Source organism: Variovorax sp. Varisp36, from assembly GCF_047304235.1.
In the GTDB taxonomy this organism is placed as follows: Bacteria; Pseudomonadota; Gammaproteobacteria; order Burkholderiales; family Burkholderiaceae_C; genus Variovorax.
On the sequence record NZ_JBGLYU010000107.1, the window covers coordinates 1 to 556 of the forward strand.

Below are 556 nucleotides of genomic sequence, written 5' to 3' on the forward strand. Positions count from 1 at the left end.
GCGCGACAGTCCTTCTACAAGATGCGGCTGCGTCCCTGGCTCTGGCTCGCCACCCGCCGAAGCGACTTCCGCATCTTCCAGGACCAGACCGTTCCGGACATCCTTGCCGCGGTGCTCGGGCGCTACGGCCACCCGCTCGAGCAGAAGCTCAGCCGCAGCTACCGCACCTGGAACTACTGCGTTCAGTACCACGAGAGCGACTTCGATTTTGTCTCGCGCCTGTGCGAGCACGAAGGCATCTATTTCTTCTTCCGGCATGAAGCCGAGCAGCACGTGCTGGTCTTCGCCGACGACATCGCCAGCTCGCACGGCCCCCTGCCTGGCGGCGAGACCGTGCGCTACCACCCCCACGAACACTCGGGCATGACGGGAGGCCTGGAGCCCGGCGAGCGCATTCATGCATGGGAGCAGGCCGAAGAGATTCGCTCCGGCCACCACTACACCGACGACTACGACTTCGAAAAGCCGAGGGCCGACCTGGCGAGCCGCCAGCAAATGCCGCCCGGCCATGACCACGACAGCCATGAAGCCTACGAGTGGCCGGGTGGCTTCATCC

General features: G+C 65.1%; 1 protein-coding gene. It reads left to right on the top strand.

Annotation, left to right across the window (positions count from 1 at the left end):
* A partial coding sequence (locus tag ACCD11_RS28375; RefSeq protein ID WP_413316468.1) for a type VI secretion system Vgr family protein occupies positions 1-556 on the top strand: 556 nt, incomplete at both ends.